Genomic DNA, 25,751 nt, shown 5'->3' on the forward strand with positions numbered 1-25,751 from the left:
CACTATGATCAATGAACCTACACTGAAAGACATCGCTCGCGAGGCCGGTGTCTCGGTTGCGGCAGTATCGAAGGTACTCAACAATCGAATCGGTGTGGGTGCGGATACGCGCGAGCGCATTACCGAGATTGCGCAACGGATGAGGTATCGCGGCCGTGGAGGCCGTGCCACATCTCCCAGCCATGGTCTGAGCAATGCCACGATAGTCACGCTGGATCGGTATGTACTCAACGATGCCTTTTATGGCCCGATCCTGAATGGTCTGATGGCCGCTGGCGCCGAGGCCGACATCGACATCAAAATTGCCGTCACCGCCGATGTCGCCAGCACGCCCTTGAGCTCAGTGCTCAAAGGTCATTCCACCGAGGCGCTACTGCTGCTGGGCATCGATCAGCCAGAGCTGATCGATGAGGCGGTAAAGCTGGGTTGCCCCACCGTCATCGTCAATGGCATGGATCGCACCATGCGGCTGTCGAGCGTGTCAGCGGATTATCATTTTGGTGCCTGGGCTGCAACTCGCCACCTTCTCGAGCTGGGTCATCGCGACATTCTGCACGTCACCCACCCCTATCGGGAATCCATCAAACGCCGCCTGGATGGTTTTCGCAACGCGCTGGACGAAGCGGGCATCAGATATGATCCTGATAGACATATGCTGGATCTGGGAGCCCCTGAGAAAATGACAACCGGGGCCGGCAGCATCATTGCCGATCACATAGAAGCACGTGGCAGCGTGCCCGATGCCCTGTTCTGTGTCAGCGATATCGTTGCGCTGGGCGCGATACAAGAGCTGACGGCACGTGGACTATCGGTGCCAGGCGATATATCCGTCATGGGCTTTGATGGACTCTCCATTGGTGCCCATGCATCCCCCTCATTGACATCCATGCAGATTGATCGCGATGCGATGGGTCGTATCGCCATGCAACTATTGACCGAATACGCCGCCAACCCAGCCATGACCGTACAACGCGTGACCGTGGGTGTGGCACTTCAGGAACGCCAATCCACAAGTTTGCGGAAGGTCTCCAGCTAGAGCCCTTAGACCCAATTCACTCTACACATATATAGAGGAGCAATCGCTCGTGTGGCTGCCCATACCGGATCGCAGACGCAAGCGTCACCCAATCCGGTATGTTGACATCCAATCTATCGCTGATAGGTGCCCCACCAGATGCTGTCAAGAATATTGCCAGGGCCGTACCAGAAGATATCTGAATTGTAGTCGCCATCGAAATCACCGGTAACAGGCACATACTCACTGCCTTTTACAATTGGATCATTACGTCTATCAAAGCTACGATCGTATCGCCCCCACCAAACACTGTCGAGAACGTTACCAGGGCCGTACCAAAAAATGTCGGAGTGTCCATCATTATCGAAATCGCCGGTAACAGGCACATATTCACTGCCTTTTACTAGCGGATCATTACTCCTATCAAAGCCACGATCAGTCCGTCCCCACCAGATGCTGTCGAGAACGTAGCCGGGTCCATACCAGAAAATGTCTGAGTGTCCATCATTATCGAAATCACCGGTAACAGGCACATACTCACTACCATTTACTAGCGGATCATTACTTCTATCAAAGCTACGATCGTATCGCCCCCACCACACGCTGTCGAGAACATTGCCGGGCCCATACCAGAAAATGTCCGAATAACCATCGTTGTCGAAATCGCCAGTAACAGGCACATACTCACTGCCTTTTACAATCGGATCATTACTCTTATAAAAACCACGATCGGCTCGACCCCACCAGATGCTGTCAAGAAGAGCGCCAGGGCCGTACCAGAAAATATCCGAATTACCGTCACTATCGAAGTCGCCAGTAACAGGCACATACCCGCTTCCGATCACAAGCGGACTATTGCTCCGATCAAAATCACGATCATTTCGCCCCCACCAGAGGCTGTCGAGAACGTTGCCGGGACCGTACCAGAAAATGTCCGAGTGTCCATCATTATCGAAATCACCGGTAACAGGCACATACTCACTGCCTTTTACAATTGGATTATTACTCGGATCAAATGCGGCAGCCGGACTTGCAATAGTCAGCGAACCCACAACACCGATCACAGTAGTTGTCAGTGTTAATGTTTTAAGCATGAAATTCCTCCTGAAAGTGTAGATCGCGTCACACTATTGCACAACATCAACAGAACAATCGGAAAGCTAGGATTCATTCCAGATCGCTGTCTTTTGCATTTGTCACTTATTACCGTCTTGCGATCTTGACATAGCGGCCTTGCTGACAATACTCACGGGACTTGTTGCAAGCAACAAAATATCAAACCCCTGATAGACCCCCGTGATACTGCCATCCGAAAGAACCTTGTTTGTTATAACCACTTTACCGGCAGACTAAAAGGAGCAATTTTTACCGAATCAAAATGATCAATAAGGTAAAAATACCATCTGGGTGAAAAGAGATTTCAGTAGTCGAAAATCCAGTAATACAGCAGCTTGCCTGGTGCTTTTGCCCGTACACCGTTTGGCACGCCTGCCGAGCCTCAATCAGCCCACTCCATGGCTCATCTGGATTTGCCATGAAATAGACACACCAGCGGCTGGTGCGGGAACATCTATACGTACCTCTTCATAAGTGCTGCCACTCGATACGGCCATGATCGTTCTGTGTGCGAAGAGCTGTTATACCTGCTATAGAAAAATATCCAATTTTACTTGACCACATCAGGTAGACGCTTGCCGCACAAGTGCATCGTGGGACGCAAACCACCGGACCGGTCCTCGCGGCATCAAGATTGGGCCACCACATGAATTCTGCCTCGGATTCGGAGGCAATCGGTCTGGAGTAAGTGAGAACTTTTTACACGTACTCTGCACGGACACCAGCTCGCTAAGGCGATACCACGCCCCCTTCACAATCAACCGCAATGCCCGCCTTTCGCATACTCACAAAGGCACAGCCTGCCATGAAGAGCATGACGCAGGCCAGAGGCACCGGTGTGCCATTGTACAGAGCACTGACCAGGGCACCGGCGGAGGCTCCCACCAACATTTGCGAGGCTCTCATTGCCGATGCGGCTGTACCGCTGTTCTCACCAAAGAAGTGCAGAAAGTTGACCTGACTGTTGCTGTTGACAAACCCCAGTGAGCTGATCAGTAACAGCACAAACCCCATCACCCACAGAGACCCCGGGCCTGTGAACAGTGCCGCCACCAAAAGCGCACTGGCAACGATCAAAGCCGCCATAAGCCCCCAACGCAGAATTTGCAGAGAGTCGTGAGTTCTCAGTAAGAAGGCATTACAGCGATTGGCAATCATCAGACAAACCACGAAGCCTGAAAACACCATGGGAAACTGCAATTCTGTAACCCCCATGTATTCGTACAGCAAGTAGGCGGCCTGAGTCAGATACGAAAAGAATATGGCGTTGCTACAGACGATGATGAGCAGAAACGGTCGCGCTTGTCGATGAGATAAAACGAAACGGTAGACGCTGAGCGTCTTCTTCAGAGAGAACGCGGAAGGTGGCTCACCGTTCGGTCGACTCTCGGGCATGAAAGCTCTGGTCAACAGGTACAACGCCAAGCCATAAACTGCCAGGAACAGGAAAATAGGACGCCAGCCCCAGGTTGCCAGAATTGCCGAACCAACGATCGGCGCAACCAGCGGCGCTGCCATCATGATGAACGCGATGGTAGACATCACCTGTGCTGCCTGCTGGCGTGGGAATCGATCCCGCACGATGGCCGGAACAACAACCGTGGTAACGCCCCCGCTTGCCGCCTGCAAAAAGCGCAGCAACAGCAATGACTCGAAACTTTCACACATCGTGATAGCCAGGCTTGCCACCATAAAGCACAACAACCCGATCCCGGCCACAAGACGGCGACCTTTGTGATCGCTGAGCGGGCCGCCGACCAGACTGCCAAAGGCGTAGCCGATGAAAAAGCTGCTGACTGTCAATTCCAGGTGGTGCAGGTCCGTTCCCAGATCCCGTGATATCTGCGACAGAGCAGGCAGATAAGCATCAATGGAGAACGGGGTAAGACTGATTATGGCCGCTAGCAGCAGGCTGAGCTGGGGGGTTGAGAGTGGTTTGGGCAACGAGGTCAACCGACAGTGGATTCAGGCCTAGACTGCCTGTTACTAGTCATGCAGTCAAATACATGTTATGCATATCATCTATGAAAAAAACCGATTACATGTCTCTTGACGGTAAAAGCCTTGTTCAGCTGCAATTGATCTATCGATTAGGCTCCATCAGTGCTGCGGCGTTGGAGCTGGGAGTCAACCAATCTACCGTTAGCCATAACCTGGAACGACTGCGACGCATCCTGGACGACCCTCTGTTCATCAAGAGTGGTCGCGGCCTGGTGGCCAGCGCAAAAATGGAAGCCATGCAGAGCCCGATGGAAGAGGTAATGGCAGGCCTGGCTCGTATTGCCAACCCCCTGCCCTTTGACCCTGCGACCTGTGTCAGAGAGTTCAATATCATGGCCAATGATTTTGAACATGACATCATCATTCCCGGCTTGTTCAAGTTACTGGCCCAGCAAGCACCGCAGGTCAGCTTGCGTACACAGATCTCATCACTGGGTGACTCCGACCCCCTGCTGGTTTCGCGTGCGGATGTCGAATTGACTCCTCGTGCGCCTACCGAAGGCAGCGGTCTGATAGCCCAGCCTTTACTGCAGGATGAGCTGGTCATGTTCTACGATGCCCAGCAGCGCTCGGCCCCGGCTACGCTGGAAAAGTGCCTGAACGCAAGGCATGCCATTGCCCAATTTGATACCAACCCGACGGCTGGTCGCGTTGACAGAGCACTGTACCAGATGGGCAAAAGCCGAAAGATTGCCTACAAGGCACCCGGCTTTGCGGCCCTGGGAGCCGTGCTGCGCGGCAGCACCCTGGTCGCCAGCTGCCCGTCGCGACTGGCACAAGGTGCTTTGCAGGGGCTGCAAACATGCCCACTGCCGATGCCGATCGAACCGCTGACTTTTTTCATGACCTGGCACGTCAGACATCGTGAGTCTGCCGAGCACCGCTGGCTAAGGCAGCTGATTCGTTCGGTGGCAGACTCATTATGATTAGACTCCTGATTGCAGGTGCCTTTTTTCTTTCAGCCAACCTGGGCGCATCCTCTGTCAATGTAGATATTCGCGACATCATTACCGGGTCTGACAAAATATTGATAGGCACCATAAAAAGCGCCTCTCCCAATGAACGTGTACTGCTAATACTCTACAAGCTTGCCCACGCCTATGAACCAAACTATTCACAAGGCATTTTTCTGATTCTGCCCGACGGTACGGTCGTGAACAAGACGGGGGAACAGCTGATAGGCATCAAGAGCCAGTGCTTGCCGCAAAATCAATACATCAAGGGCAAGTTGATAATGCAACAACTCCACACTTAGCGGGACACTCTTAATCTGGCTGAAAATTCATCGACATTCTGTAATACGACACGTTCGCCTTATAGAATCTTTCACCCTCAATACTCAGCCCGAACCTTTCATAGAACGCCCGCGCACTTTCCCTGGCATCGCACCAAAACACAGTAGCTCCAGCGCATTGCACATAGTGAATGACATGGCGAATCAATGCCGCCCCCAAACCCATTCCCTGGTGCTCTGCCTCAACTGCGAATTTCCTGAGTCGTACTGCTCCTGCATCCTCATAGACGGAAGCGACACCCACCAAGACCTCCTCCAGGTAGATCCCATAGTGCAAAGCACTCTCATCGCCTTCCACCTCACAGTATTCTTTTGGCTTATCTGGCCATAGCACTCGTTGACGAATATCCAGCGTCGCCACACAGGTGATCTTCCTGATTTTCATTTCCATTACAGCACCCTGCGCTACAAAAACAGTATTTGACGCTCATCTGGCAGATTCACTGGTCGGAGTCGCAGGACTACACCACAGCAGCTACTTCTGCCTATTGGAAACCAAGCTGCGAAAGAAAGTGAACTGAGAACCCCAGATCACTTTGATGTCGTCAAGCGAAATATAAACCTGCTGCAAAAGCTGATTGCTCAATCAACCTTTGTCAAACGTGCTTCAACAACTCCTTGGCAAGCTCTTCAGGCAAGTCCACCATCACATCATGGCTACTGGGCAGTTTAACCACTTGCCAGCTCGGATCACTTGCGTACTTCTCGGCAAAATACCGGAACGGGCTAGGATCCCAGCCATCGGCCAGTATGAATACCTTGTTTGCCACTGCCTGAGCCTTACCCGTTAACAGAGCTGGCATCTCAAAGGTTGCCAGTGCCTGAGGGACGCAGCGACGATCAACCCACGGTCTGTTTTTCTCCGCTATTCCAAACATTTCAGCCGGAATCGGCGGCATCATGCCTTGCAAATCCACCTCACCATTCCCTCTGAACGCCTGCATGAAGACTTCAGCGACCTCAGGCACCAAGGCTGTTTGCAACAAGTCGATCAACGAGTCACCATTTTCTGGAACAAAGGCATCCAGGTAGACCAATGTCTTGATTTTTTCAGGAATTCGTTCCGCCAACTGAGTAATGACCATGCCGCCATAGGAGTGGCCACATAACAGCACATCGTCCAGCTCTTCAGATTCAATGCAACCCTGGACATCACGCACATGTGTCTCCAGTGTGATCGCCTCATTCGCCTGATGCGCCCTCTCTCCAACACCTGTGTGTGTTGGTGTGAATACAGCATGCCCCTGGCTTCTCAACAAAGCGGCCAAATCCCGATAGCACCAACCACCATGCCAAGCCCCATGAACCAGAACGATATTTGCCATTTTGCATTCCTCTGTGTGTTGTTCGGTTGACCCTGCACTCAAGATACCACCCTTGAATAAGTGCGCAAGCCTTTAAAGCTATAAGCCATTTTGCATGGCTAGCACCGGCAAGTAGCTTGCACCCAAGGTTTTCAGCCGCTCAGTTGTGAGCATCACAACCTTGTTCGAAGCACCCCAGCCTTCAATCATACGAGTTGTATCGGGACCAAGTTGCTGGCAGAGCAAGTTACGGAACCGATTCATAGCGTTTGTCGAACGACGTCAAAAAAGTCGCGCCATCTGCCCCTTGACCCGTCGAATGGGAATTGATGATTCGATATTGGCCACGCCCACCACCTTGGTCAATCGCCCCGTGAGAAACCGTTCAAACTCATGCAGATCGACAACGGCAACGCGTAGCAAATAATCCCTATTGCCTGTCATCAGCCAACAGTCCATGACTTCGGGTAGTAGCTTGATTTCCTCTTCGAAGTGGCTCAGGCGCTCATCAATCTGATGATCAAGCTTGATCGACACGAAGACAGTGAAGGCAAATCCCAGTTTGCTTTCATCAATATTGGCGCTGTAACCGGTAATGATGCCCAGACTCTCCAGGTTACGGACACGCCGGGCACAGGGCGTTGCTGATAGCCCGACCTGCTCGCTGAGTTCCTGATTGGATAATCGGGCATTGTGCTGCAGGGCTGCCAGAATCTTGTTGTCGATCTTGTCGAGTGAATAGGCCATTCGTTGATTGTAGTGAAATTCTTCAACATTTTCGACATTAGTAGCTCAAACCTCCAACTTATCGTGTTTTAACATACGTATTTGAAGAAATTGAGCAGACAAGCATCGCTATTATTTCCCCATTGAATCTGTTTGGAATGTCTTTGCGATGAACGACGGTCAGTCAATTGCCCCCGGCCAGGATCCAGACCCGCAAGAAACCTCGGAATGGATCGAGTCATTGGAAACTCTGACTGAAACCCAGGGAGCTGAACGCGCCCGATTTGTGCTGTCTCAAGTACACCAGCGCGCACGCTTGCTGGGTGTCACGACTCAAGCTCTGCCTTACTCTGCCTATCGCAATACCATTCCCGTCTCCCAACAAGCACCCTACCCGGGTGATCTGGAGATCGAACAACGAATCAACACCCTGATTCGCTGGAACGCACTCGTCATGGTTGTCCGAGCTAACAAAGCTTATGGGGAACTGGGCGGACACATCGCATCGTATGCCTCGGCTGCGGAGATTTTCGAAGTGGGATTCAATCACTTTTTCAAGGCTCGAAGTGACCAGTCAGCAGGTGACCTGGTCTACTTCCAGCCGCATTCCGCACCCGGGATCTACGCACGATCCTATCTGGAAGGACGCTTGAGCGAGGCCGATATTGCCAGCTACCGACAGGAGCTCTCAGGCAACGGCCTGTGCTCCTATCCACACCCCTGGCTCATGAACGAGTACTGGCAGCTGCCGACAGGCTCCATGGGGATCGGACCCTTGTCAGCGGTCTACCAGGCGCGTTTCATGCGCTATCTCCAGGCGCGCGATCTGGCACAGACTGATCAGCGACATGTCTGGGGTGTGTTCGGCGATGGTGAAATGGATGAACCTGAATCTGTGGCCGGACTGACGCTGGCCGCCCGTGAGAAACTGGACAACCTGACGTTCATCGTGAACTGCAATCTGCAACGCCTGGATGGACCGGTACGCGGCAATGGTCAGATCATCCAGGAGCTGGAATCCCTGTTCGTGGGTGCCGGCTGGAACGTCATCAAGGTACTGTGGGGATCGGAATGGGATGATCTTTTCGCACGCGACACGAACAATGTGCTGTTGCGTCGTTTTGCAGAAACCGTGGATGGCGAGTATCAGAACCTAGGCTCAAAGGACGGTGACTATAATCGTCACAAATTCTTCGACGCCGATCCGGAGACCGCCGCTCTGGTGGACTCCATGTCCGATGCACAAATTCATGCCTTGAAGCGTGGCGGCCACGATTACCAGAAGCTGTATGCAGCCTTCGCGGCAGCCAAGGCACACAAGGGCCAGCCAACCGTCATCCTGACCAAGACGAAAAAAGGCTTTGGTATGGGCGGCGCTGGCGAGAGTCGCATGACAGCGCACCAGGCAAAAAAACTGGATGTCGAGGCATTGCTGGAATTTCGTGATCGCTTTGCCCTGCCACTGGACAACCAGCAGGTCGAGGAGTTGCAGTTCTACAAACCAGCCGATGATAGTGCCGAGATTCGTTACCTGAAAAAGCGTCGTGAAGAGCTGGGGGGCTATCTCCCCATGCGTTCCCTTAACGCTTCTACAGCCATTGCGCAGCGTCCACCGCTTGAGAGCTATGCAAAGTTCGCACTCAACGCCAATGGCAAGCAGATGTCCACCACCATGGCGGCAGTGCGCATTCTTTCCGCACTGTTGAAGGACAAGCAGTTCGGCCCTCGTATCGTCCCCATCGTGGCAGATGAGGCACGCACGTTTGGCATGGACAACCTGTTTCGCCAGATAGGTATCTATGCTCCTGAAGGTCAGCTATACGAGCCGCAAGATGCCAATTCGATGTTGTTCTACAAGGAAAGCAGCAACGGTCAGTTACTCGAAGAAGGCATCACGGAGGCCGGTGCGATCAGTTCATGGACCGCTGCGGCCACCGCCTATTCGACTCATGATATCGAGCTTCTGCCTGTCTATATCTATTACTCGATGTTCGGATTCCAGCGTGTCGGCGATCTTATCTGGGCAGCAGCAGATCAACGTGCGCGCGGGTTCCTGCTCGGTGCCACCGCCGGTAGAACCACACTGTCGGGAGAAGGCTTGCAACACCAGGATGGCTCCAGTCATATTCTGGCGGCTGCAGTCCCTAATTGTCGTGCTTTTGATCCGAGTTTTGCCTGCGAGGTCGCTGTCATCATGGAGTACGGCATGGAACGCATGCTGGATGAGCGATGCGATGAATTCTTCTACATCACGGTAATGAACGAGAACTATGCACAGCCCTCGCTGAACGAGACCAACAGACAGGGCATCATCAGAGGCCTGTATCACCTGGAGAATCGGGGCACAGAAAACAGCCCACGAGTGCGACTGCTGGGCTCTGGCACCATCCTGATGGAAGTCATTGCAGCTGCGCACATTCTGGCTGAACAGTTTGGCATTGCCAGCGATATCTACAGTGCTACCAGCTATACCGAACTGGCCAGAGAGGCCGCCACTGTTGAGCGTGAAAACCGCCTTGGCCTCAATACGCCGCCCGCCAAAAGCCATGTAGAAACATTATTGCAAGGCCACGCCCCCGTCATTGCCGCCAGCGATTATATCCGTGCTTTCCCACAACAGATATCACCCTATATTGATGCACGCATGACTGTTCTGGGCACTGACGGCTTCGGACGCTCGGCCAATCGCAAGGCCTTGCGCCGATTCTTCGAAGTCGACCGTGAGCACATTGCACTGGCCGCCATCGAAGCACTGGTGCGAGCCGGATCACTGGATCCGTCCATGACTGCCGAAGCCATCGACACTCTCGGGATTGATACAAGTGCATCTGCACCCTGGACGGTTTGATTGGGTAGGTGCAAGGTATGTGGTGTCACATCGTACTGGTCTACAGCTGTAGACCAGTACGAAAATACTATCGCTTATAAGCAAATGCTCAAGTAGACGGTATTACAACGCCCTTATAGCTGAGCGATTTTTTCGAATATTCTTGCAACACCTTCAGCCCCAGGGTCAGCATACCCATCCAGAGAGCGGGCTTCCAGATACGCAGAACGCCCAGCCTTTGCCGATAACATTTTAGCTGTTGCATCAGCACCAGCACGTGCCTGTACAGCGGCATCCTGAATGCTCGACCCGGAAACAAGTGCATCTAACGCAGGCTTCAAGGAATCGATCATGGTGCGATCTCCCGGACCCGCTCCTCCGTATTTCTGCATCGCATCCAGACCTGCAGACAGAGAGCTTGCCCAATCAGAATTGTTTCTGAATGCTTCTGCGGCATTCGCAAACAGGATGGCAAACAATACGCCACTTGAGCCCCCCATCAACTTACTGGTCAAATCGCTTAGCGTCGTGAACAGCTCGGCCCCGTTGGCCATGGGTAAATTATCCAACTCGCCCTGAATGGTTCGAGCAGCAGCGGCAAATGTGGTTCCAGTGTCACCGTCGCCTACCTTTGCATCAAGCTCGTTAAGGTCAGCCTCGCTGGAAAGACAGGAAGCAATGATGGCTTCTATGACTTTTCGAACCTCCGGCTCGTTCGAGCTTGCAAAACTGGGAACCCCCGGTAACGCAGGTGGAACAATTGGCTCTGACTTGACTACCGGACTAATTTGCGGCCATGCATTGCAATCAATATTACTTAGCAATGCCTGCCTGTAACTCGATTCCAGTGGCACCAGCGAAATTGAAAAACCAGGCATGTCCAGAGCTGTCATGATCGGTACCGGACCCATTGTAAAGTCCACTACTTTTGCCAGATCACTGGCCATGAACTCCTTGAACAATATCGAGCATTCCAGGCCGTTGAGACCGCCCAGGTTATTAAACAGAGCTAAATGTCGCTTGGATTCATCAACACAAGCCAGGAGTCGGCTGGAAAAATTCTGCATCAGCGCCGTGCAATCCGAGAAACTTTTAACATCGACACCTGGCTCCCCGTGAATGCCCAGTCCCACTTCCACTTCATTGTCGGCAATCCTGTCTTGCTTGTCACTGCCTGGGACCGTAGAAGTATCACGTGAAAGACCCAAAGTTTTGATATCACCCGCAACCGCCTGTGCAGCTTCAAAGACTGCTTCCAGAGACTCTCCCTGTTCAGACAGATATCCTGCAACCTTGTGGACGAAAATAGTTCCAGCAAGACCACGAGGCTGTACAGCGTCGGCAATTGCAATATCGTCACCCACGATCACCATTTCTACTTTGTAGCCCATCGCCTTGGCTTTCTCGGCAGCCAGACCAAAGTTCAAACGATCACCCGTATAGTTCTTGATTATGAGCAGGCAGCCACTTGTGCCACAGACATTCAAGATGGCCGACAAAACCGCATCGACACTGGGTGATGCATTGACTTCGCCGCAAACTGCTGCCGTTAACAGACCCGGACCGATCAACCCCGCATGAGCTGGCTCATGACCGGAACCACCTCCAGAAATGATAGCCACTTTGTTCTTATCCCAATCGGCACGAACAACGACTCGTGCATGACTCGATGGATCAAAACGTCGCAACCGACCACCTGCTGATGCAATAAGACCATCGATTGCATCTGTCACTATCGTTCGTCGTTCGTTGTAGAAATTTTTCATGTCTATTTCACTTGATCAGATCGCTAATGGCGAAGCACTTCTTGATATGTACCGGCACATGCCATTGTGCTTCAAAGCCTGCCTCCATCACGAAACTGTCACCCGCCTTTACAGTCTGTATTGAGCCATCAGCCAGATTGGTTATATGAGCCTCACCTTCCAGAATATGACAAAACTCGGTAATACTTTTATAGCTGGCGTTGAACTTTCCCGCCGAACATTCCCAAATTCCAAATCGCGTTCCGGTTTGAGTGTCATTGCTGTACAACCAGGACCCTTGCTCAGGGTTCCCTTCAACAATATCAGCACCAATGTCTTTTGAAACGCGCTCGATCTCTGGAGATCCGAAACGAATGAATGTCGCCTGTGTCATTATTAATTCCTGGTCAAGTGATAAAAAACTAACGCCATCTTAAACATTCGATATTTCGTTCATCGCACCAGGCTTTATCCTTGCGTGGCACCAGACATCAGCCCGTGAAAAACTACTTACTACAACTACTGAACGCTGTAATAAATTCCGATTTAAAGTCTGTTTAATCAATAAGCATAAAAACTGTAGACATCGCACTTAAATACCGCTCGTTAACTTGTCAAATTTGTCTTTCAAACTCAATACCGGAGCGCCCAGCGGCAGAAGCGCATTCAATGCAGCATGACACGGTATGGATTTCATCGACTGAACCGGGAACGGTAACGCATGCTCTGGTTCACCCAATATCTTGGATGTTAAAGCTCGTCCCATAACGGATGTCATGGCAATACCACGGCCACTAAAGCCCAAAGCTGCCGTTATACCGGGCGCTGGCTCATGAATATGCGGAATCATTTCTTGTGTCACCGCAATACGGCCGCCCCAGGTACGCTCAAGCCCAATGCCTCGAAGTTGTGGAAAAACAGTCTCAACACCCTTACGTAATCGCTGGTGCCCACCTAACAGGCCAACACTTTCGGAACTGCCAACGCAACCAAATATCAAGCGCCCGTCGCGATCATATCGGGAAAAATAGATTGCCTTGCGCGTATCAGCTATCGTGACTTTATTGGGTAGAACAGAGGCCTGCTGCGCCGCACTCAAAGGCTCTGTTGCAACGGCAATGCTCACCAGAGGGAAGAACGTTTTTCGAATTCCAGGCGTCAATGCATCACGCGAATAGGCATTTGTTGTCAAGACAACCTGCTCGGCACTCACCGAGCCTGCAGCTGTGCTCACACGCCAACGACCGTTCATGCGATTCAAGCCCTGGACAGCTTCGCCACAAAATATTCTGGCACCGCGGGCCTGAGCAGCTTTCGCATAGCCTCTTGTCAATGACAATGGCTGAACGCTACCGCCTTTTCGATGAAAAAGCGCAAAACGATACTCCGGTGATCCGCTCACACTCTCGACATCACCACCTTCCAGAATATCGATCTCCGCACCCACACCTTGCCAAGCTGCATGCAGACGCTCCAACGACTTGAGTGAACCACTGGTATGCGCAGCTTGCACCCAACCGTTCTGAACATCATCGCACTCAACTCCAAAATGCCTGATGTCACGAAATAGCTCATCTGCAGACTGCAACGTGGTCTTTACTAACAGCTCGGCACGAGCACCTCCGAAACGCTTGGCAAGCTCATCGGGAGTTTGCCGCCAGAGTGGATTGCATTGACCGCCACTGCGCCCGGACGCACCCCATCCAATGTCGCGCTCTTCGAGCAACACTACGGATAGCCCAGCCTCGGCCAGCCCGACAGCCGTTCGGCAACCTGTAAGTCCGCCGCCAACGATGACGACGTCTGCGTCTATATCCCCTTTCAGTGACTCACACTCAGGCTTGGCAGACGCCGTTACCGACCAATGGATTTCTTCGACAGGATGCTTGCTCATACCTTCACCCATTTTTCGCCTACGGCGGTCGTGTCGTATTGATCAATCATGATTTGAAAGTTCCGGTTCAGAGCCCAAACATTAGTTTTACAATATGATATATCTATTTCACAATACAATAACAAAAAATGTGAAACCAAACCAAACACATCTTCCTTTAATTGCAAAATCAGGCATTTTTATTCATACTGCGCGCGTTCTCAAATAATGCCATTCTAGTGGCACACCTTCTGGTCATTGGAGCCCGCGCGTGGCACGTGAAGTACAAAGCTCTATCATTGAAAAGCTTGTGGTTGTCCTGGACGTATTAGCTCGCACCCCAGGCAAACTGAGCCAGTCCGAGATTGTGACGGCAACCGGCTTCAACAAAAGCTCAATCCACCGAATCCTGTCAATACTGCTAGGCCAGGGCTTGGTGCGTCTTGACGAAAGAGACAAAACGTACTCGGTAGGCCCCAAGCTGGTGAGCTGGGCCAGATCTGCCTGGCAAAAAACCGATCTAGCGCAAATAGAAGATCAAGACCTCATAGATCTCAGCAACGCCACAGGCATGAATGTCGCGATCTCTGTACTGAGCGATTACACCGTCACCTTCATCCGCACACGAATAATCAATCCCTACAAGCTAGCCGTCAAGGTTGGCGGACAATCAGACCTGCACTGCACAGCAGCAGGCAAGCTCTTTCTGGGCTTCATGAGCAAGTTCGAGCTAGACACCTATCTGGACACAACCGAACTCGAAAAATACACAGAGACAACGCTGACAGATCAAAAGTCACTTTTAAACGATATAGAACTGGCACGAGAACTCGGCTACGCAAAAGGCAACCGCGAGGAGTTCTGGCAGGTTGTTGGCATTGCAGCCCCAATTGTCGACTACGATAACCGCATCATGGCGGCATTGAGCCTATGGACACCAACACGCTTTGCCTCCATGTCAACGCTTGAGCAGGACGTTCCTGCGATGCTGGAGACTGCGGCCAAAATATCTGCTCGATTTGGATCAATGGCCTGACTTCACGCCCCCAATATCAAGCTAGCTTCAACGCAATGACGACACTTGCGGCAGCCTAACTGCTACCACACAAACTCAAACCACTTACCCTCGCACGATCTGGATTCAGCACCTGACCCCTTAGAGCGACAACAACATTTCGCAGATGCACCAGCCTGCGCACCCTATCCGTCATTGCCACTGCACTTTACCTGCATTGACGCGCCCTTCTCTGTGATTTCACCATGAGACTGAGCCAACTCAAACTAATATCCTGAATATCAGCTGAAATACAAGCACTTAGTGTCGTCACAACACTCAGAAGCGTCCGCTTGAATCTTATCAATACTATTATTTCTGTGTTGCGCATTGTGTTTTTTATATATAACATTGTAAAACTTCGATGTTATTTTATCGGTACCGGAATCTGCATGTAGATGTGACAGAACGATTCGAAATGAATCGCCTGGTGATCAATCAGCACGCAACATTCGAATCGATAGCAATACCGATCGAGGTGTCTCGCTCGCAATCACAGATTTGGAACCAACCACAGTAACGCCATCACTACAGCGTCATTGCATCTGGTGAATAGCCAATTAGAGGCAGATCCAGCACCCCCATCCACCCCGCGAAGGAAATAAAATGAAATTGTCATTCAAACTCAAAGCCTCTTCTGCGCTGTTAAGCGCAGCATTGCTGGCCGCCGCCTCTTCGCCAGCCATGGCAAAAGAATTTAAAATTTCTTTAGGTGGCGGAGAAGGCACTGCTCAACATGCGTTGGCAGCAAAATTCGTTGAAGGCCTGGAAGCGAATACAGAGCACACCGCTCGCATCTATTCCAACAGCCAACTGGGCTCAGAACAAGACACAGTCAACGATGCATCCATGGGTGTTCTGGATTTTTCAGTGGTTGCTATCAATAACATCACCCCGTTCTCACCGACTGTCGGCGTATTCACCCTGCCCTATATCATTGAAACTCTTGAAGAGGCTGAAACTCTGGTGCAAAGCCCCGCTGCACAGGAGCTGATAGAAAACACGGTTCGCGATGCGGGTGTACGCATAGTCGGCTGGACTTTCTCCGGCTTCAGAGTGCTGACCAATTCCAAGCGACCTGTAGAAGGTCTTGCCGACTTACAAAATCTTGTTATTCGCGTACCTAAAAACGAAATAATGATCGATACCTACCGCGCCTGGGGTGTCAACCCGACACCCATGGCCTGGGCTGAACTTTTTTCAGCACTACAGCAAAAAGTAGTTGACGGTCAAGATCTTGCCCTCGTTGATATCGCCTCTTTGAAATTCTACGAGGTTCAAAAGTACATCACCAACATCCACTACAACTTCCTGCTCGAGCCGATGATCATATCTGAAGGTGTGTTCCAGGATCAGTCTGAAGCTGACCAGGCAGCGATTCTGGCTGCAGGTAAAGAGGCAACGCTATACAGCGCCGAATTCCTACGCTCAAGCGAAGCAGACGCGATTGCCAAGCTCAAAGAGAAAGGCATGGAATTTTTTGACGTGGACGAATCAGAATGGATTGAAAAGGCGACTACCACCGTTTGGCCCAAGTACTACGACAGCGTTGGTGGCAAAGACAAAGTTGATGCCGTCATCGCAGCTCTTGGTCGATAAATAGCCAACATCCGTAACTGAATGCTCGCCAGCTCAGTTGAACTGGCGAGCTCCTTCCCTCAACCAGACCCCACAAGCGCCACTTCCAATGATGCATCTTGGGCGCACGGGCTAATTAACCAAATTTCAGAGAAACAGCTATGGGCAAAAAACTTTTGTATTTCATAGACAATTTCGAGGGCTATGTCTGCAGAACCCTTCTAGCGGTTTTTGTCACTCTGCTGTTCGCACAAATTATCTCTCGTCAGGTATTCGGGCATTCCTTAGCCTGGACTGAAGAGCTATCTGTCTATATGTTCGTCTGGTTTGTCTACTTTGGTGCCGCTTATGCGGCCCGACTCAACGCCCACAACCGCGTGACCTTTCAATACAAGTTCATGCCTGCCTGGCTGCCTCGAAAACTCGAATTCATTACTGACATGATCTGGGTCGCCTTCAACTGCTACTTCATCTACCTGTCATACGATTTTGTTTTTAATAAAATGAATCTATTCTGGAAATCACAAACCCTTGGCGTTCCAATGAAATATATCTACATGATATTACCCATTGGATTCACGCTTATTACAATACGAGTCCTTCAGGTCAACTACTATAAATTCATCAAGGGTGAGGGAATCCCGGACCTTGATTCACAAGAAATGGATGAGCTGGTAAATCAATCTGCAAATTCCGAAGATACTACTGATGCTGCAGGGAGCAGAAAATGAACGAATCACTATTAGTTCTCATCCTGTTCGGCACATTCATAGGGCTTTTATTCATGGGAGCCCCCATCAGCATTTCCCTGGGTGTCTCTGCACTGGCATCGTTGTTATACCTTGGCGAAAACCCTATTAAATTTGTTCAAGTGGCCTTCACATCCGTAGGCTCTTTTCCGCTCATGGCTCTGCCCGCATTTGTACTGGCAGGCGCGTTGATGGAAGCCGCCGGCATCTCCAAACGGCTGGTCACCTTGGCAGAAAGCTTTGCAGGTCCTGTTACAGGCGGAATCTCGGCAGCCACCGTCCTGGCCTGCATGTTCTTTGGCGCCATATCAGGATCTGGACCAGCTACCACGGCCGCCGTGGGCATGCTCATGATTCCAGCCATGGTCAACCGTGGCTATGACAAAGGGTATGCATCAGCAATAACAGCCTCTGCTGGTGGCTTGGGTATTATCATCCCTCCCTCGATACCCATGGTTATCTTTGGCATCTCGGCCATTGGCCTAAGCGTACCCGCAGATGCAATTGCTCTGCACGGTGAGTTCCAGACAGTATCAATTACCAAAATGTTCATTGCAGGCGTGCTGCCCGGACTTGTAATATCTCTGAGTTTGTTGATTCTCAATTATATTCGTTGCCGCCGACTAGGCTACAAGGGAACATCTGAAGGATGGGATATCAAGCATATCGGCCACTCCGTACGCACAGGATTCTGGTCAATAATGGCGCCACTTGTGATACTCGGTGGCATCTATACAGGATTCTTCACTCCGACTGAATCAGCCATAGTTGCCATTTATTACACGGTGTTCGTAGGTGCATTCATTCACAAAGAGCTCACCTGGGCGAAAATATTCCGCTCCTTGGAAACAACCACTTGGTTGACCGGACGCATACTATTGATTCTGTTTACAGCGACCGTATTCGGGCGCGTTCTGGTTGAGAATCAAATTCCAGCCATTGTGGCTGAATCGATGCTGAGCATGACCGACAATTTGTTTGTCATATGGGCACTCATTATCGTGTTCTTGCTATTTGTTGGCATGTTCATGGAAACCCTCGCCGCTATCATGATCCTGACACCCGTGCTCCTACCAGTAACCTATAGCCTGGGCATTGATCCGATTCACTTTGGCATTGTGATGATCTGCACGCTCTCCATTGGATTCGCAACACCTCCGCTGGGAGAGAACCTGTTTGTCGCTGCAGGTATATCCAACATTTCTCTGGAGGATGTGACGACAAAAGCACTGCCATTCGTATTCATATCCACCATTGCAGTTTTTCTTATTGCCTATTTCCCGCAGATATCATTATTTCTACCGCGTATTCTGGGTTACTAGGAAACAGCTTCAGACAAACTTTTTCTTCTGATGCCAGAGTTGCAATTAAACCATGACCAGCAGCTCTACATTGCAAGCTCTGGCACAGAAGAGACTGACTCTATAACCAAACCTGCTCATCTGGTTGCAGGCTAACTTTTCTCAGATACGGATGACTCCCCATGCTTCCCGACATACGCAAAATACTGTACTGCACCGACTTTTCCGAAAGCTCGATCGCTGCATTCAAATACGCTGTCTATTTGACAAAAACTACTGATGCAGAAATCCATATCTTGCATGTCGTGGAAAAACTCTCCAACGATGCAAAATTGACATTTCAGACTTACGTCTCCGATGACGAAACTCGACGAAGAATGCTCAAAGAGAGGGTCAACGTCGCACAACAAACGCTGATTGATAGGCAGGATGCGTTTTGGAACGCCCTTTCAGAAGAAGAGCAAGGGCTTCGACATAAAATAGCATCATCTCAAGTTATCGAATCGTATCCGGCTGAAACCATTCTAAAAGTTTCCGGCGAACTGGATGCTGACCTGGTGATCATGGGAAGTCATGAAAGAGGACTTGTACGCACTTTTCTAGGCAGCGTCGCCAAAAGCGTATTGCGTCGATCTACAGTTCCGGTAATGGTAGTACCAGTCTCCGAGCTGCAATAACCAAGACACACGGACAGTATCCCTGAGTCTTCTTGCCTTGCACGGCGCAGAATGCGCCCTTTCGCTTGCGTAGCAGCCCAAGAACGCGGCTGGTATCAGGCCAGTGCTTCCAATGCCCGCAGTACATCACGCCGACTGACCTGTCCGACCAATCGATTATTCTGCATGACAGGGTAACGTCGAAACGGTGAGTCAATGAACAGCTGTGCCAGTGCCAGGATGCTGGTATCCGCTTCGATCGTGGTCACCTGTTTACTCATGTAGTCCTTTACCTGTCCAGCATAATCATCGTAATAGCCAGCACTGAGAGCCACTTTCATGCAGTCCTGCTCTGAGAGTATGCCAACAAGATTGCCATGGTCGTCGACAACCGGGGCTCCGGATATACGCTTTTCGACCAACAGGCTGATTGCCAGACGCATTTCCATATCTGGCTTGAACGTGACCAGACTTGCGGCCATGTAGTCACTGACTTTGATTGACTTCAGCATCAGAATTCCCCTTTCGCGATGGCGGCACGCTTGCTACTGCAAGGTCGTGAACAGCTTTGACATTCACCTGATCCGTTCACGGCATTCAGACCGCCACAACTACCAGCGATGGGCGATCGTCCCATGAGCACACCGATGGCCATTCCCGCAATTGCGAGAGCCATGATTCCGAAAGTAACGAAAAACATTGCCATCATAGTGTGCTCTCCAGAGAACTGAGTCTGTTAACCGTACAGTGCAGCAAATGCTGGACTGTGACGCTCGGCCAGCGAACTGCCTGACTTCAGTATCAGCTGTGCAGCAATGTCATGCTGTTCAGCAAACGCCATAGCCTTGTCGGCACCCATGATCATGAGGGATGTCGACAGTGCATCGGCTGCCATGGCCGAATCGGCAACGACGCTGACAGAAGCCAGTCCGTTGTTAACCGGTTGACCAGTACGTGGATCAATTGCATGTGAATAACGCTGACCGCCATCATCAAAGAAATTGCGGTAGTCGCCAGATGTAGCAATAGCCTTGTCTTCCAGTTCCAGTACCCGGAATACATCCCGACGACCGACTTCTGGCTTTTCGATAGCCACTTTCCAGGCGCTGCCATCCGGCTTGCGTCCTTTGGCGGCAAGCTCTCCACCGACTTCTACCAGATAGCTATCCAGTCCTCGTGCATCCAGTGCTGCCACGACGCGATCAACGGCGTGTCCCTTGGCTATACCAGAAAGATCCAGCTGGATTTCAGGCTTGCGCTTGCGAATGGCGTTGGCACCCAGATCAATCTCCAGATACTCGTGACCAATCTGTGCCAGAGTCTGGCTGATAGCCTGCTTGGCTGGACGATGCCCACGTGAGCCATCCGCACTGGGAGCTGCACCGGCGCCGAAGCCCCAGAGATCAACCAGAGGACCTACCGTGGTATCAAAAGCACCATCGGTCTGCTCACTCAGAGTCATTGCGTGGGCGATGACTCGAGCCGTTGCTGACGAGACTACCTGCCAGTCACCGTCAACGCTTCGATTCAGAATTGATAATTCTGATTCGGGGCGCCAAGTGGACATATGCGTATCCACATTCTGCAGAACCGCCAGTACTTCCTGGTCAAGATTCTCGATGGATTCGCCACCGTAGCGAACACTGTAACCGGTACCCATGACCAGGCCTTCGAAGCCGGCCAACTCAGGTTCACGGGCAGTACCACTGCATCCGACTAACGCCAGAACTGCAGGTGGTAGAAAAATACCACCACTCAGCATTAGTGAAGATTTTAGAAAGCTGCGTCTTTTCATAGTTCTCATTTGCCTCGTAATTGACTCAGCCGCCGAAGTCGTCAAGCATGATATTTTCGTCTTCTACACCCAGTTCCTGCAGCATGTCGACCACCGCGGCGTTCATCATCGGCGGGCCACACATATAGAATTCACAGTCTTCTGGAGTAGCGTGATCTTTAAGGTAATTCTCTAACAATACATTATGAATGAAGCCGGTATAACCAGTCCATTCATCCTCTGGAGTTGGATCTGACAATGCCAGATGCCACTCGAAATTCGGGTTCTCTGCCTGCAGACGATCGAACTCTTCTGCATAGAATGTCTCTCGCAGACTACGAGCACCGTACCAGAACGAAATCTTGCGATCGCTGTTCAAACGCATCAGCTGATCAAAGATATGTGATCGCATGGGGGCCATTCCAGCACCACCACCGATGAATACCATTTCGTTCTTCGTCTCTTTCGCAAAGAACTCGCCAAAGGGTCCGGAAATAGTTGCCTTGTCACCTGGTTGCAGGTTGAAGATCCATGAAGACATCTCACCAGCCGGCACTTCGTCGATACGACTCGGCGGTGGCGATGCGATACGAACATTCAACATGATGATACCCGCCTCTTCCGGGTAGTTCGCCATTGAGTAGGCTCGCATGACAGTCTCAGGCACCTTGGATTCGATTTTCCAGAGGTTGAAACGATCCCAGTCTCCACGAAATTTTTCTTCGACCACAAAGTCGCTGTACTTCACGACATGGGGTGGGCATTCGATCTGGATATAACCACCCGCACGAAACGGCACAGACTCACCCGCAGGCAATTCCAGCACCAGCTCTTTGATGAAGGTTGCCACATTGTTGTTTGAGCGCACTGTGCACTCCCACTTACGTACACCGAAGACTTCATCGGGTACTTCAATGCGCATGTTCTGCTTGACGGTCAGCTGGCAGGACAGACGACCGCCCTCTGCCGCTTCACGCTTGTTGATATGTCCTGTCTCAGTTGGCAGGATGGAGCCACCGCCTTCCAGCACCCGAACTCGGCACTGACCGCAAGTACCACCACCACCACAGGCTGAAGCGACATAAAGCTCTGCGTCAGCCAGAGCACCCAGCAGCTTTGAGCCCACCGGTGTCTGGATGGTCTTCTCACCGTTGATAAGGACATCAACGTTGCCACTGGCAACCAGTTTTGATTTGGCACCCAGGATAATTCCCACGAGCACCAACAGTATTATCGTAAAGAGTACGACACCGAGGATAATCTCAACCATGACAGCACGCTCCCGTGTGTCTGAATTCAGTCACATTCATGTTTATATTATGCAGTCGCTTTAGCATCAGAGTTGAATGCCGGAGAATGCCATGAAGCCCATGGACATCAGGCCCGCTGTAATAAAGGTGATCCCCAACCCTTGTAATCCGGCAGGTACGTCGCTGTATTTCAATTTTTCGCGTATTCCAGCCAATGCTGTGATCGCCAATGCCCAGCCAGCACCACTGCCCACACCGTAAACCACACTTTCACTGAAGTTGTAGTCACGTTCCACCATGAACAATGAGCCACCGAGAATCGCACAGTTCACCGTGATGAGTGGCAGAAAAACACCCAGCGCGTTGTACAAGGCTGGAAAATATTTATCGAGCAACATCTCGAGAATCTGCACCAGAGCCGCGATGACGCCGATGTAGCAGATCAGACCCAGAAAGCTCAGATCCACATCTGGCAAACCCATCCATGCCAGTGCCCCGTCATTCAACAGATACTGATAGAGAAGATTATTGGCAGGCACCGTAATGGCCTGAACAAAGATAACGGCTGTACCCAGGCCCATGGCCGTCTGGATGTTTTTGGAAACAGCCAGAAAGGTACACATCCCCAGAAAGAACGAGAGTGCCAGGTTCTCTATGAAGATCGATTTGACGAACAGACTGAGTAAGGCCTCCATTAGAGAACCTCCGAGCTATGAGTCTCATGGATCCGGAACTCAGCCTTTTCCACTTGTGCTGTCTTCCAGGTACGGATTCCCCAGATCATCAAACCGATGATGAAGAAAGCACTTGGCGGCAGAAGCATCAAACCATTGGTGTAATACCAGCCTCCATCGTTGACCGATGGCAGAATGGTGTAACCCAGCAATGAGCCAGAACCGAACAACTCTCGAACCGCACCAACAATGATGAGCACCAGGCTGTAACCAAGACCGTTACCCAGACCGTCAAGCATACTGATCATGGGTGGATTCTTCATGGCGAAGGCTTCAGCACGCCCCAGTACGATACAGTTGGTGATGATCAGACCAACAAATACCGACAAGGATTTGGCAACGTCATAGGCAAAAGCCTGCAGCAATTGATCCACGACGATAACCAGTGAGGCGATGACCGTCATCTGGACGATGATACGAATACTGGAAGGCACATGATTGCGAATCAATGAGATTGATCCGTTCGAGAAAGCGACAACTGTTGTCAGTGCTACCGCCATCAGTATGGCAGCAGCCAACGTGGTGGTTACCGCCAGCGCCGAACAGATACCCAGTATCTGGAAGGTAATCGGGTTGTTATCGACCAAGGGGTCGAACACCACCTTTTTAGAATCAGCATCCATTATCACGCCCCTTGCTGTCTGAGGTTGTCGAGAAACTTACCGAAGCCCTGCTCATCGAGCCAGTAGCGCAGCAACTGGCTGACACCCCGACTGGTGAGTGTGGCACCGGCCAGGCCATCGACCTGGTAGTCGGCATTGGCTGAACTTGAATCAACCACACCTTTGATTACCTGAATTCTGACGTCACCTGTTTCATCATAAGCAAGCTTGCCTTTCCACTTGGCCTGCCAGTTAGGATTGTCCACTTCGCCGCCCAGTCCGGGTGTCTCTTTCTGATCGTAAAACTTGAGTCCTTCGATCGTTTTCAAGTCGGTATCCAGAGACACAAAACCGTACAACGTGGACCACAGGCCCAGACCATGTACTGGCAGGATGATCTGAGTGAAGTCATCCTCTGTTCCAACCAGATAGATCTCCGCGTAACGAGCTCGGCGGCCAATACCGGCCAGATCATCTTCAGAAGAAATGGCAACACTCATGGCCGGATCGCGAGCCGCTACATACTGGTCGTAGCTCTCACCAGAGACCTCATCAGTAAATTCTCCGTTATCCAGATCAACCATACGACGTGTGACATTGGCAAATGCCGCTTCGATGTCTTCACCTGGCTGCAGTAAACCGGCAACCGCAAGAATGTTGCGCTTGCGATCAAGTGCCGCGTTGCTTTCCTGCATGGGCCGCAGCATGACGGCTGCTCCTGCTACAACGATCGAGCAGGCCAGGCACATGATGAGAGCGACAGCCAGTGTCTTTTTCGTGCTGTCGTTAGGCTCGGCCAGTACAGCCTTCACCCGATCCATCAAACCGTTACCTGTTGGCGATTCGCTACCAGGCATTTTATCGTGTCGCACGATCTGTTGAGGATCAGCGGCCTCTTGCTTCTGCTCGGGGGCCTTGTCAGTGGGATTGCTCACTTGACTACTCCCGCTCGTCGCACTCGCCGGCGAACATTGGCTTGAACGACTCCATAATCGATCAATGGAGCGACCAGATTGGCAAACAGAATGGCCAGCATGATGCCCTCAGGATAAGCCGGGTTGACCACACGAATGATCACTGTCATGAAGCCGATCAGTGCACCAAAGATCCAGCGGCCTGTATTGGTCATGGACGCACTGACAGGGTCTGTGGCCATGAACACCATACCGAAGGCAAATCCACCTACAACCAGATGCCAGTACCACGGCATACCGAACATGGGATTGGTATCACTGCCGATAAGGTTAAGCAGCATACTGGTGCCAACCATACCGAGGAACACGCCCAGGATGATGCGCCATGAGGCAATACGCGTATAGATAAGAAACGCGGCACCCAGCAGACAAGCCAGAGTTGATGTTGCACCAATAGAGCCCTGGATAGAACCGAAGAAGGCATCCATCCACTCGATACCGCCACTGCGGATCGCATCAATACCACCTTGCGCACCCAAACTCAGAGCTGTGGCGCCACTGAAACCGTCAACAGCTGTCCACACGGCATCGCCGGAGAGTTGCGCAGGATAGGCAAAGAACAGAAAGGCACGACCAGTGAGTGCCGGGTTCAGGAAGTTCTTGCCAGTACCGCCGAAGACCTCCTTTCCGATCACAACACCAAAGGATATGCCCAGAGCAGCCTGCCACAAAGGAACCGTCGGTGGCAAGATCAAGGCATACAGCATCGAGGTGACGAGAAAGCCTTCGTTAACCTCATGATTACGTATGGCTGCAAAGGTCACTTCCCAGAAGCCGCCCGCCATCAAGGTCACGATATAGATCGGCAGAAAATACATGAGACCATGCAGGAAGCTGTCGTAAATACTGGCGGCGCTGTAGTCAACGCCCAGCATTCCCAACACAGCACCGCGCCAACCTTCGGCGGTGGCAATGCCCATGTCAGCCATGGCCAGATTGGCCTGATAACCTGTATTCCACAAGCCTAGAAAAATACAAGGCAAAGTGGCCAGTACGACATAGCTCATCACCCTTTTCAGGTCGATGGCATCGCGCACATGCGGAGAGGTGCGCGTAACGTCGGAGGGGGTATAGAGAAAGGTGTCCACCATCTCGTACAGGGCAAAGTACTTTTCGTACTGACCGCCCTTTGCGAATAGTGGGTGTACGCGGTCTAGCCAGCGTCGCATCGGTGACAT

General features: G+C 51.4%; 25 protein-coding genes. 9 read left to right on the forward strand and 16 right to left on the reverse strand.

Annotated features, from left to right (window positions below; all coding sequences use genetic code 11):
• Positions 1 to 4 precede the first annotated feature (4 nt).
• Entirely contained in the window at positions 5 to 1,036 is a 1,032-nt protein-coding gene (locus IMCC3135_RS18560; protein WP_088918967.1) for a LacI family DNA-binding transcriptional regulator, read from the forward strand.
• A 113-nt stretch (positions 1,037 to 1,149) separates the two neighbouring features.
• Here IMCC3135_RS18560 and IMCC3135_RS18565 read toward each other — a convergent pair whose 3' ends face one another.
• Both IMCC3135_RS18565 and IMCC3135_RS18570 read right to left on the reverse strand, forming a co-directional pair.
• Positions 1,150 to 2,109, reverse strand: a complete 960-nt coding sequence (locus IMCC3135_RS18565; protein ID WP_088918968.1) for an FG-GAP repeat domain-containing protein — start codon at positions 2,107 to 2,109, stop codon at positions 1,150 to 1,152.
• Between the two features lie 751 nt (positions 2,110 to 2,860).
• A complete protein-coding gene (locus tag IMCC3135_RS18570; protein ID WP_157736097.1) occupies positions 2,861 to 4,075 on the reverse strand; it encodes a multidrug effflux MFS transporter in 1,215 nt (404 codons plus the stop codon).
• An 80-nt stretch (positions 4,076 to 4,155) separates the two neighbouring features.
• Between IMCC3135_RS18570 and IMCC3135_RS18575 the strand changes: the two genes are divergently transcribed.
• Both IMCC3135_RS18575 and IMCC3135_RS18580 read left to right on the forward strand, forming a co-directional pair.
• On the forward strand, positions 4,156 to 5,058 hold the full coding sequence (locus IMCC3135_RS18575; RefSeq protein ID WP_169727490.1) for a LysR family transcriptional regulator: 903 nt from the start codon (positions 4,156 to 4,158) through the stop codon (positions 5,056 to 5,058).
• Complete coding sequence (locus IMCC3135_RS18580) at positions 5,055 to 5,387, forward strand: hypothetical protein (RefSeq protein WP_088918971.1); 333 nt, start codon at positions 5,055 to 5,057, stop codon at positions 5,385 to 5,387. Before IMCC3135_RS18575 ends, IMCC3135_RS18580 begins: the two co-directional genes overlap by 4 nt.
• A 10-nt stretch (positions 5,388 to 5,397) precedes the next feature.
• Here the strand turns inward: IMCC3135_RS18580 and IMCC3135_RS18585 are convergent, their stop codons facing one another.
• The 3 genes from IMCC3135_RS18585 to IMCC3135_RS18595 form a co-directional block, all read right to left on the reverse strand.
• On the reverse strand, positions 5,398 to 5,817 hold the full coding sequence (locus tag IMCC3135_RS18585) for a GNAT family N-acetyltransferase (RefSeq protein ID WP_088918972.1): 420 nt from the start codon (positions 5,815 to 5,817) through the stop codon (positions 5,398 to 5,400).
• 205 nt (positions 5,818 to 6,022) lie between these two features.
• The gene (locus tag IMCC3135_RS18590) at positions 6,023 to 6,751 is read right to left on the reverse strand and encodes an alpha/beta fold hydrolase (RefSeq protein WP_088918973.1); all 729 of its coding nucleotides are present in this window, start codon (positions 6,749 to 6,751) and stop codon (positions 6,023 to 6,025) included.
• Between the two features lie 261 nt (positions 6,752 to 7,012).
• The gene (locus IMCC3135_RS18595) at positions 7,013 to 7,477 is read right to left on the reverse strand and encodes an Lrp/AsnC family transcriptional regulator (protein ID WP_088918974.1); all 465 of its coding nucleotides are present in this window, start codon (positions 7,475 to 7,477) and stop codon (positions 7,013 to 7,015) included.
• 148 nt (positions 7,478 to 7,625) lie between these two features.
• Here IMCC3135_RS18595 and mdeB point away from each other — a divergent pair, with 148 nt between their 5' ends.
• Positions 7,626 to 10,304: an alpha-ketoglutarate dehydrogenase gene (gene mdeB, locus IMCC3135_RS18600; protein ID WP_088918975.1), complete on the forward strand. Its 2,679-nt coding sequence runs from the start codon at positions 7,626 to 7,628 to the stop codon at positions 10,302 to 10,304.
• Between the two features lie 113 nt (positions 10,305 to 10,417).
• On the opposite strand, the gene IMCC3135_RS18605 is transcribed toward mdeB, so the two are convergent.
• The 3 genes from IMCC3135_RS18605 to IMCC3135_RS18615 form a co-directional block, all read right to left on the reverse strand.
• Entirely contained in the window at positions 10,418 to 12,049 is a 1,632-nt protein-coding gene (locus tag IMCC3135_RS18605; RefSeq protein ID WP_088918976.1) for a dihydroxyacetone kinase subunit DhaK, read from the reverse strand.
• Positions 12,050 to 12,056: 7 nt separating this feature from the next.
• A complete protein-coding gene (locus tag IMCC3135_RS18610; RefSeq protein WP_088918977.1) occupies positions 12,057 to 12,422 on the reverse strand; it encodes a cupin domain-containing protein in 366 nt (121 codons plus the stop codon).
• A 198-nt stretch (positions 12,423 to 12,620) separates the two neighbouring features.
• On the reverse strand, positions 12,621 to 13,922 hold the full coding sequence (locus IMCC3135_RS18615; RefSeq protein WP_157736099.1) for an NAD(P)/FAD-dependent oxidoreductase: 1,302 nt from the start codon (positions 13,920 to 13,922) through the stop codon (positions 12,621 to 12,623).
• Positions 13,923 to 14,172: 250 nt separating this feature from the next.
• On the opposite strand from IMCC3135_RS18615, the gene IMCC3135_RS18620 reads away from it, so the two are divergent.
• The 5 genes from IMCC3135_RS18620 to IMCC3135_RS18640 all read left to right on the forward strand — a co-directional run bounded on the left by IMCC3135_RS18620 (position 14,173) and on the right by IMCC3135_RS18640 (position 19,260).
• Complete coding sequence (locus IMCC3135_RS18620; protein ID WP_088918979.1) at positions 14,173 to 14,937, forward strand: IclR family transcriptional regulator; 765 nt, start codon at positions 14,173 to 14,175, stop codon at positions 14,935 to 14,937.
• A gap of 624 nt (positions 14,938 to 15,561) precedes the next feature.
• Positions 15,562 to 16,554 carry a TRAP transporter substrate-binding protein gene (locus IMCC3135_RS18625; RefSeq protein WP_088918980.1) on the forward strand — a complete coding sequence of 331 codons (993 nt, stop codon included), beginning with the start codon at positions 15,562 to 15,564 and terminating at the stop codon, positions 16,552 to 16,554.
• Between the two features lie 140 nt (positions 16,555 to 16,694).
• On the forward strand, positions 16,695 to 17,264 hold the full coding sequence (locus IMCC3135_RS18630) for a TRAP transporter small permease (RefSeq protein WP_088918981.1): 570 nt from the start codon (positions 16,695 to 16,697) through the stop codon (positions 17,262 to 17,264).
• Positions 17,261 to 18,604 (forward strand): TRAP transporter large permease, encoded by a 1,344-nt coding sequence (locus IMCC3135_RS18635; protein ID WP_088918982.1) that lies wholly within the window; start codon positions 17,261 to 17,263, stop codon positions 18,602 to 18,604. The genes IMCC3135_RS18630 and IMCC3135_RS18635 overlap by 4 nt, the downstream gene beginning before the upstream one ends.
• 161 nt (positions 18,605 to 18,765) lie before the next feature.
• Positions 18,766 to 19,260, forward strand: coding sequence for a universal stress protein (locus tag IMCC3135_RS18640; RefSeq protein ID WP_088918983.1), 495 nt, complete (start codon positions 18,766 to 18,768; stop codon positions 19,258 to 19,260).
• Between the two features lie 95 nt (positions 19,261 to 19,355).
• On the opposite strand, the gene IMCC3135_RS18645 is transcribed toward IMCC3135_RS18640, so the two are convergent.
• The 8 genes from IMCC3135_RS18645 to IMCC3135_RS18680 form a co-directional block, all read right to left on the reverse strand.
• Complete coding sequence (locus IMCC3135_RS18645) at positions 19,356 to 19,751, reverse strand: CBS domain-containing protein (RefSeq protein ID WP_088918984.1); 396 nt, start codon at positions 19,749 to 19,751, stop codon at positions 19,356 to 19,358.
• Positions 19,751 to 19,948, reverse strand: coding sequence for a (Na+)-NQR maturation NqrM (gene nqrM, locus IMCC3135_RS18650; RefSeq protein ID WP_205737602.1), 198 nt, complete (start codon positions 19,946 to 19,948; stop codon positions 19,751 to 19,753). Before nqrM ends, IMCC3135_RS18645 begins: the two co-directional genes overlap by 1 nt.
• 27 nt (positions 19,949 to 19,975) lie before the next feature.
• A complete protein-coding gene (locus tag IMCC3135_RS18655; protein WP_157736101.1) occupies positions 19,976 to 21,034 on the reverse strand; it encodes an FAD:protein FMN transferase in 1,059 nt (352 codons plus the stop codon).
• A 25-nt stretch (positions 21,035 to 21,059) separates the two neighbouring features.
• Positions 21,060 to 22,283, reverse strand: coding sequence for an NADH:ubiquinone reductase (Na(+)-transporting) subunit F (gene nqrF / locus IMCC3135_RS18660; RefSeq protein WP_088918986.1), 1,224 nt, complete (start codon positions 22,281 to 22,283; stop codon positions 21,060 to 21,062).
• A gap of 66 nt (positions 22,284 to 22,349) precedes the next feature.
• Positions 22,350 to 22,958, reverse strand: a complete 609-nt coding sequence (gene nqrE / locus IMCC3135_RS18665) for an NADH:ubiquinone reductase (Na(+)-transporting) subunit E (protein WP_088918987.1) — start codon at positions 22,956 to 22,958, stop codon at positions 22,350 to 22,352.
• Positions 22,958 to 23,620, reverse strand: coding sequence for an NADH:ubiquinone reductase (Na(+)-transporting) subunit D (locus IMCC3135_RS18670; RefSeq protein ID WP_088918988.1), 663 nt, complete (start codon positions 23,618 to 23,620; stop codon positions 22,958 to 22,960). Before IMCC3135_RS18670 ends, nqrE begins: the two co-directional genes overlap by 1 nt.
• Positions 23,621 to 23,622: 2 nt before the next feature.
• Complete coding sequence (locus tag IMCC3135_RS18675) at positions 23,623 to 24,534, reverse strand: Na(+)-translocating NADH-quinone reductase subunit C (RefSeq protein WP_236994616.1); 912 nt, start codon at positions 24,532 to 24,534, stop codon at positions 23,623 to 23,625.
• A complete protein-coding gene (locus tag IMCC3135_RS18680; protein WP_088918989.1) occupies positions 24,531 to 25,751 on the reverse strand; it encodes an NADH:ubiquinone reductase (Na(+)-transporting) subunit B in 1,221 nt (406 codons plus the stop codon). The genes IMCC3135_RS18675 and IMCC3135_RS18680 overlap by 4 nt, the downstream gene beginning before the upstream one ends.

Source organism: Granulosicoccus antarcticus IMCC3135, assembly GCF_002215215.1.
Classification (GTDB): Bacteria; Pseudomonadota; Gammaproteobacteria; order Granulosicoccales; family Granulosicoccaceae; genus Granulosicoccus; species Granulosicoccus antarcticus.

What these genes read in the sequence shown, in the direction of transcription:
- IMCC3135_RS18560 (WP_088918967.1), top strand. Translation starts at nt 5, where the DNA reads ATGATCAATGAACCTACACTGAAAGACATCGCTCGCGAGGCCGGTGTC.
- IMCC3135_RS18590 (WP_088918973.1), bottom strand. Translation starts at nt 6,751, where the DNA reads ATGGCAAATATCGTTCTGGTTCATGGGGCTTGGCATGGTGGTTGGTGC.
- IMCC3135_RS18630 (WP_088918981.1), top strand. Translation starts at nt 16,695, where the DNA reads ATGGGCAAAAAACTTTTGTATTTCATAGACAATTTCGAGGGCTATGTC.
- IMCC3135_RS18605 (WP_088918976.1), bottom strand. Translation starts at nt 12,049, where the DNA reads ATGAAAAATTTCTACAACGAACGACGAACGATAGTGACAGATGCAATC.
- IMCC3135_RS18670 (WP_088918988.1), bottom strand. Translation starts at nt 23,620, where the DNA reads ATGGATGCTGATTCTAAAAAGGTGGTGTTCGACCCCTTGGTCGATAAC.
- IMCC3135_RS18565 (WP_088918968.1), bottom strand. Translation starts at nt 2,109, where the DNA reads ATGCTTAAAACATTAACACTGACAACTACTGTGATCGGTGTTGTGGGT.
- IMCC3135_RS18645 (WP_088918984.1), bottom strand. Translation starts at nt 19,751, where the DNA reads ATGCTGAAGTCAATCAAAGTCAGTGACTACATGGCCGCAAGTCTGGTC.
- IMCC3135_RS18680 (WP_088918989.1), bottom strand. Translation starts at nt 25,751, where the DNA reads ATGTCACCGATGCGACGCTGGCTAGACCGCGTACACCCACTATTCGCA.
- IMCC3135_RS18580 (WP_088918971.1), top strand. Translation starts at nt 5,055, where the DNA reads ATGATTAGACTCCTGATTGCAGGTGCCTTTTTTCTTTCAGCCAACCTG.
- IMCC3135_RS18655 (WP_157736101.1), bottom strand. Translation starts at nt 21,034, where the DNA reads ATGAAAAGACGCAGCTTTCTAAAATCTTCACTAATGCTGAGTGGTGGT.
- nqrF (WP_088918986.1), bottom strand. Translation starts at nt 22,283, where the DNA reads ATGGTTGAGATTATCCTCGGTGTCGTACTCTTTACGATAATACTGTTG.
- IMCC3135_RS18625 (WP_088918980.1), top strand. Translation starts at nt 15,562, where the DNA reads ATGAAATTGTCATTCAAACTCAAAGCCTCTTCTGCGCTGTTAAGCGCA.
- nqrM (WP_205737602.1), bottom strand. Translation starts at nt 19,948, where the DNA reads ATGATGGCAATGTTTTTCGTTACTTTCGGAATCATGGCTCTCGCAATT.
- IMCC3135_RS18610 (WP_088918977.1), bottom strand. Translation starts at nt 12,422, where the DNA reads ATGACACAGGCGACATTCATTCGTTTCGGATCTCCAGAGATCGAGCGC.
- IMCC3135_RS18640 (WP_088918983.1), top strand. Translation starts at nt 18,766, where the DNA reads ATGCTTCCCGACATACGCAAAATACTGTACTGCACCGACTTTTCCGAA.
- IMCC3135_RS18585 (WP_088918972.1), bottom strand. Translation starts at nt 5,817, where the DNA reads ATGGAAATGAAAATCAGGAAGATCACCTGTGTGGCGACGCTGGATATT.
- IMCC3135_RS18575 (WP_169727490.1), top strand. Translation starts at nt 4,156, where the DNA reads ATGAAAAAAACCGATTACATGTCTCTTGACGGTAAAAGCCTTGTTCAG.
- IMCC3135_RS18635 (WP_088918982.1), top strand. Translation starts at nt 17,261, where the DNA reads ATGAACGAATCACTATTAGTTCTCATCCTGTTCGGCACATTCATAGGG.
- IMCC3135_RS18615 (WP_157736099.1), bottom strand. Translation starts at nt 13,922, where the DNA reads ATGAGCAAGCATCCTGTCGAAGAAATCCATTGGTCGGTAACGGCGTCT.
- IMCC3135_RS18595 (WP_088918974.1), bottom strand. Translation starts at nt 7,477, where the DNA reads ATGGCCTATTCACTCGACAAGATCGACAACAAGATTCTGGCAGCCCTG.
- nqrE (WP_088918987.1), bottom strand. Translation starts at nt 22,958, where the DNA reads ATGGAGGCCTTACTCAGTCTGTTCGTCAAATCGATCTTCATAGAGAAC.
- mdeB (WP_088918975.1), top strand. Translation starts at nt 7,626, where the DNA reads ATGAACGACGGTCAGTCAATTGCCCCCGGCCAGGATCCAGACCCGCAA.